Genomic DNA, 5,396 nt, shown 5'->3' with positions numbered 1-5,396 from the left:
CCCCTTTCCCCTGGCTCCCCTGGAGAACTCGTGCTGACCGTCGACTTCACCCGCTTTCCGCTGGCCGCAGGAGACCGCGTGCTCGACCTGGGCTGCGGCGCGGGCCGGCACGCGTTCGAGTGCTACCGGCGCGGCGCGCGCGTCGTCGCGCTCGACCGCAGCGCCGCGGAGATCCGCGAGGTGGCCACCTGGTTCGCGGCGATGCGGGACGAGGGCGAGGCGCCCCCCGGGGCTACGGCCACCGCCATGGAGGGGGACGCGCTCGCGCTGCCGTTCCCCGACGACAGCTTCGACGTCGTGATCATCTCCGAGGTCATGGAGCACATCCCCGACGACAAGGGCGTGCTGGCCGAAATGGTGCGGGTGCTCAGGCCGGGCGGCCGGCTCGCGGTGACCGTCCCGCGCTACGGCCCCGAGAAGGTCTGCTGGGCGCTCAGCGACGCCTACCACGAGGTCGAGGGCGGCCATATCCGCATCTACCGCGCCACCGAGCTGCTCGGGAAGCTGCGGGAGGCCGGACTGCGCCCGTACGGCAGCCACCACGCGCACGCCCTGCACGCCCCCTACTGGTGGCTCAAGTGCGCGTTCGGCGTGGAGAACGACACGTCGCCGCCGGTGAAGGCGTACCACCGGCTGCTGGTCTGGGACATCATGAAGAAGCCCCTCGCCACCCGCCTCGCCGAGCACGCGCTCAACCCGCTCATCGGCAAGAGCTTCGTCGCCTACGCCACCAAGCCGCACGAGCCCGCGCGGGCCGCCCTGTGACGATCCCCGGGCGAACAGACCGGCTCGTGCTGCCCGGCGTCCTCACCGCGCGGCAGGCGGCGCACACGGTCACCGGCATCGCGGCGCACCAGCGGGACGACGGCGCCATACCCTGGTTCCGCGGCCACCACCTGGACCCCTGGGACCATGTCGAGGCCGCGATGGCGCTGGACGCGGCGGGCGAGCACGCCCGCGCCGGGGCCGCCTACCGCTGGCTGGCCGACCACCAGTTGCCGGACGGCTCCTGGTACGCGGCGTATGCCGACGGGGACGCGTCCGCGCCGACCGACCGGACCCGGGAGTCCAACTTCTGCGCGTATGTGGCGGTCGGCGTCTGGCACCACTACCTCGCCACCGGGGACGGCGCGTTCCTGGACCGGATGTGGCCGGTCGTGATGGGCGCCGTCGAGTTCGTGCTGCGGCTGCAGCGGCCCGGCGGGCAGATCGGCTGGAAGCGCGAGCCGGACGGCACCCCCTGCGCCGACGCGCTGCTGACCGGCTCGTCCTCCGTCTACCACGCGCTGCGCTGCGCGCTGGCGCTCGCCGAGCACCGGGGGGAGCCGCAGCTGGACTGGGAGCTGGCGGCGGGGCTGCTCGGGCACGCGATCCGACGCCACCCCGAGCGCTTCCTGGACAAGTCCCGCTACTCCATGGACTGGTACTACCCGGTGCTGGGCGGCGCCCTGCGTGGAGCCGAGGCCAAGGCCCGCATCGAGGAGGGCTGGGACCGGTTCGTCGTCCCGGGCCTGGGCGTGCGCTGCGTGGTGCCCAACCCGTGGGTGACCGGCGGGGAGAGTGCGGAGCTGGCGCTCGCGCTGTGGGCTGCGGGGGAGCCGGAGCGGGCGCGGACGGTGCTGGAGTGGATCCAGCACCTGCGGGCCGAGGACGGCATGTACTGGACGGGCTACGTCTTCGAGGACGACGCGATCTGGCCCCGGGAGCGGACGGCCTGGACGGCGGGCTCCCTGCTGCTGGCCGTCGCCGCGCTGGGCGGCGACGAGCCGACGGTCCGCGTCTTCGGCGGAGCGGAGCTGCCTTCCGGTATGGATCCGGAGTGCTGCTGAGGGTCTTCGTACGGTGCCCGGTATCGGGGCGGAGTACGGGCTGCCCCGTGCCGCGCGTCGCCGACTGCGGATGCGTCCGGGGTGAGCGCGCCCCGCGGCGAAGCCGCCATGGACACCGCCCCGCGCCCCTTTCGGGTCACCCCGTGAGTTCGGCCAGGGTTCGGAGGGTTTTCGGGTCCGGGGCCATGACCAGGAGGTCCGTCACGGGCCCTGAACGCCACCGCTCCAGCCGCTCCGCGATCCGCTCCCGCGGCCCCACCAGCGAGATCTCGTCCGCGAACGCGTCCGGCACGGCCCGTACCGCCTCCTCGCGCCGCCCTTCGGCGAAGAGATTCCGCACCCGGGCCGCTTCGTCCGCGTACCCCATGCGCGCCATCAGATCCGCATGGAAGTTCCGCGTCGCGTGCCCCATCCCTCCCACATAGAACCCCAGCATCGCCTTGACCGGAGCCAGGCCCTCCGGGATGTCGTCGCACACGGACGCCACCGCCATCGGCGCCACCAGGAACCCCTCCCGGGCCGCGGCCAGCGCGGGCTCGTACATCCCGGCGCGCTCCGGCGACCAGTACAGCGGCAGCCAGCCGTCCGCGATCCGCACGGTCTGCGCGATGTTCTTCGGGCCCTCGGCCCCCAGCAGCAGCGGGACGTCGGCGCGCAGCGGGTGGGTGATCGGCTTCAGCGGCTTGCCCAGGCCGGTGCCGTCGCCGCCGGTGTACGGGTGGGAGTGGAAGCGCCCGGACAGCCGGACGGGGCCCTCGCGGCGCAGCACCTGGCGGACGACCTCGGTGTACTCGCGGGTGAAGGTCAGCGGCGAGGCGGGGAAGGGGCGGCCGTACCAGCCCTCGACGACCTGCGGGCCCGACAGCCCCATGCCGAGCAGCAGCCGCCCGCCGGAGAGGTGGTCGAGGGTGAGGGCGTGCATCGCGGTGGCGGTGGGGGTGCGGGCCGCCATCTGGACCACGGCCGTGCCGAGCCGGACGCGGCGGGTGTGCGCGGCGATCCAGGCGAGGGCGGTGAAGGCGTCGGAGCCCCACGCCTCCGCCGTCCACACGGAGTGGTAGCCCAGGTCCTCGGCCTGCCGTACGAGGTCGAGGTGGCGCGGGTCGGGGCCGCGGCCCCAGTAGCCGAGCGCGAGACCGAGTCGCATACCGGTGCCTTCCGCCGCGGAGCCGGCTGACGGGGGGTCAGAATAGGGGAACGGCCCCCCGCCCGGAAGGGCGAGGGGCCGTGGGGCGCGGGTGCGCGCCGCGCGGGGTCAGCCGCGCTGGATGCCCGAGGTGTCCTGCAGCACGCCCCGGCGGCCGTCCTGGGTCTGCGCCACGAGCGCCTGCCCGCGCTGCTCGACCGCGAGGTACCAGGTGCCGGGCGCCAGCTCGGCGACCGGCTGCGGCGAGCCGTCCTCGGGGAACAGCGGGCGGGCGACCGGGACCGCGAACCAGAACGGCTGGAAGCCGGGGTCCTGCGGCTGCGCCTGCTGTCCGGGCGCTCCGCCCGGCTGGCCGGCGGGTGCTCCGCCCGGCTGGCCGCCCGGCTGGGGCTGCGCGGCCGCTCCGCCCGGCTGTCCGGGCTGCGGGCCGCCGAACGACTGTCCGGGGCCCGGCTGTCCCGGCTGTCCGGGCTGTCCGGGCTGTCCCGGCTGGCCGCCGTACGGGCCCGGCTGCCCCGGCTGCGCGCCGCCGGGGCCCGGGTAGCCGTAGCCGCCCTGCGGCTGGCCCTGGAACGGGCCGCCGGGGCCGGGCTGCGGGCCGCCGGAGCCCATCAGCGGGGCCTTGAGGGCGGGGACCAGATTGGTGATCACGGCGCCGACGGCCACGGCGAGCGCGCCGATCAGCGTCAGATAGGCGCCGATACCCAGCTCGATCTGGTCGTTGAGGTCCCCGACCGGGCCGTTGTCCACGGACGGGAACAGGTTGCCGAACATCGACCACAGACCGCCCCAGCCGACGACGAGCGCGAAGGTGATGGCCACCTGGTCCAGGTTGAGCCCGATGAGCTGGCGGCCCGGCATGGAGCGGGCGACGAACAGCAGGGCCGCGGCGGCGATGGCCAGCAGGTGCACCGTCGGCAGCATCGGCATCGTCGCGCTCGACCAGGCGCTGTAGGAGCAGTTGTCGCCGGAGCAGTCACCCTCGGCTTGGAAGAAGGGCAGGAATGAGGCGATCAGCAGGAGCACCGCTCCCCCGATTACTACGCCATCGCCTCTGGTGAGCGAGCGGATGTTCAACGTGGAGTCCTTAGTCGGATTCGATGTCGGTATGGGCTGTCTGTCGGGGGTGAGTGGCCCATCGTACGGATGAATCTATCGTGCGCTGGGCCGGTGCGCCCCCGGGGATTGCGGACTGCTACGCGGCGGGGACGAAGCCGTGAGGAAATCCGCGATCCCGTCCGCGACCCCGTGTGCGGCCTTCGTGCGCCACTTCGCCGAAGTGAGCCGGGACGCGTCCTGCGGGTCACGCATATTGCCGCATTCGAGGAACACTTTCGGGACCGTGCTCAGATTGAGACCCCCGAGGTCCGCCCGGGAGTCCAGGCCCCGGTGGTCGCCGATGTAGCTGGCGGGGGGCTCGCCGGTCGCCCGGTGGAACGCGTCGCGCAGCGCCGTGCCCAGCCGCCGGGAGGGGGCGACGATACGGCGCGTATCCGCCTTCCCCTGCCGCACCTGGGCGGGGAGGATCACATGGAATCCTCGGCTCCCGCTCGGTGCCCCGTCCGCGTGCAGCGAGACCACCGCGTCGGCGTGCGCCCGGTTTCCCGTCCTGGCGCGCTCGTCGATGCACGGGCCGTACGGCTGCCGCGCCTCGCGCCCCTCGTGGGTGAGGAGCACCCGCGCCCCGCGGTCCTGGAGCGCCGTGCGGGTGCGGCGCGCGAGGTCCAGGGTGAACTCCGCCTCCGGGTAGCCGGAATTGGATGCTGTGCCCGTGGTGTCGCATTCCTTCATTCCCGTGCCGATATCGACGCGGCGCGAAATCTTGTCCGGGTGTTTGTGGTTGTGGGGATTATGGCCCGGGTCGAGTACCACGGTCATCCCGGCGAGCGGGCCCTTGCGCTTCCCGCCCCGGCCGTCCCCTGTTTTGTCCTCGTTCGCTTCCGGCTCGTCCTCGCCCCCGTTCTTTCCGGCGTCCCGGGTGCTCTGCGCGTCCTTTCCGGACCCGCTGCGCGTGGGAGCGGCCCGGGTCTTCGCTCCGTCCCCGCCGTCGCCGGAGCCGTGCAGCACCTGCCACACCAGCCACCCCGCGAAGCCCAGCGGCACGAGTGCGGCGAGGACGGCGATGTACGTACGGCCGGATCGGCTTCCCCTGAACACGAGTGGCAAGGCTAGGCCCTGCGCCGCAGCACGCGCAGGGACCCCGTGACGGATCTCTCCTCGAAGTCCCCCGACTCCACCGCGCGCCGCCAGATCCGGTACGGTGCCTGGCCGCCGTCCGCCGGGTCCGGGAACACGTCGTGCACCGCCAGCAGGCCGCCCGGCGCGAGATGGGGCACCCAGCCCTCGTAGTCGGCGGTGGCGTGCTCGTCCGTGTGTCCGCCGTCGATGAAGACGAGCCCCAGCCGCCCGCCCCACACCCT

General features: G+C 73.7%; 6 protein-coding genes. 2 read left to right on the top strand and 4 right to left on the bottom strand.

Translation table 11 applies throughout. The features are described from left to right. The first annotated feature begins 30 nt into the window (after window positions 1-30). Complete coding sequence (locus tag G5C65_RS30315) at window positions 31-765, top strand: methyltransferase domain-containing protein (protein ID WP_165302255.1); 735 nt, start codon at window positions 31-33, stop codon at window positions 763-765. After that, a complete protein-coding gene (locus G5C65_RS30310; RefSeq protein ID WP_165302254.1) occupies window positions 762-1,829 on the top strand; it encodes a prenyltransferase/squalene oxidase repeat-containing protein in 1,068 nt (355 codons plus the stop codon). Before G5C65_RS30315 ends, G5C65_RS30310 begins: the two co-directional genes overlap by 4 nt. A 136-nt stretch (window positions 1,830-1,965) precedes the next feature. Here G5C65_RS30310 and G5C65_RS30305 read toward each other — a convergent pair whose 3' ends face one another. The 4 genes from G5C65_RS30305 to G5C65_RS30290 form a co-directional block, all read right to left on the bottom strand. Beyond that, window positions 1,966-2,976 carry an LLM class F420-dependent oxidoreductase gene (locus G5C65_RS30305; RefSeq protein WP_165302253.1) on the bottom strand — a complete coding sequence of 337 codons (1,011 nt, stop codon included), beginning with the start codon at window positions 2,974-2,976 and terminating at the stop codon, window positions 1,966-1,968. 108 nt (window positions 2,977-3,084) lie between these two features. Further along, window positions 3,085-4,053 (bottom strand): hypothetical protein, encoded by a 969-nt coding sequence (locus G5C65_RS30300; RefSeq protein WP_165302252.1) that lies wholly within the window; start codon window positions 4,051-4,053, stop codon window positions 3,085-3,087. A gap of 75 nt (window positions 4,054-4,128) precedes the next feature. Further along, on the bottom strand, window positions 4,129-5,133 hold the full coding sequence (locus G5C65_RS30295) for an N-acetylmuramoyl-L-alanine amidase (RefSeq protein WP_338146739.1): 1,005 nt from the start codon (window positions 5,131-5,133) through the stop codon (window positions 4,129-4,131). Between the two features lie 11 nt (window positions 5,134-5,144). After that, a partial coding sequence (locus G5C65_RS30290) for a class I SAM-dependent methyltransferase (protein ID WP_165302250.1) occupies window positions 5,145-5,396 on the bottom strand: 252 nt, incomplete at its 5' end.

The organism is Streptomyces boncukensis, from assembly GCF_011045075.1.
GTDB classification, from domain to species: Bacteria; Actinomycetota; Actinomycetes; order Streptomycetales; family Streptomycetaceae; genus Streptomyces; species Streptomyces boncukensis.
The sequence above is the reverse complement of the archived record's forward strand: the minus strand, read 5'-3'. Positions and strand labels throughout refer to the sequence as shown.

What these genes read in the sequence shown, in the direction of transcription:
- G5C65_RS30305 (WP_165302253.1), bottom strand. Translation starts at nt 2,976, where the DNA reads ATGCGACTCGGTCTCGCGCTCGGCTACTGGGGCCGCGGCCCCGACCCG.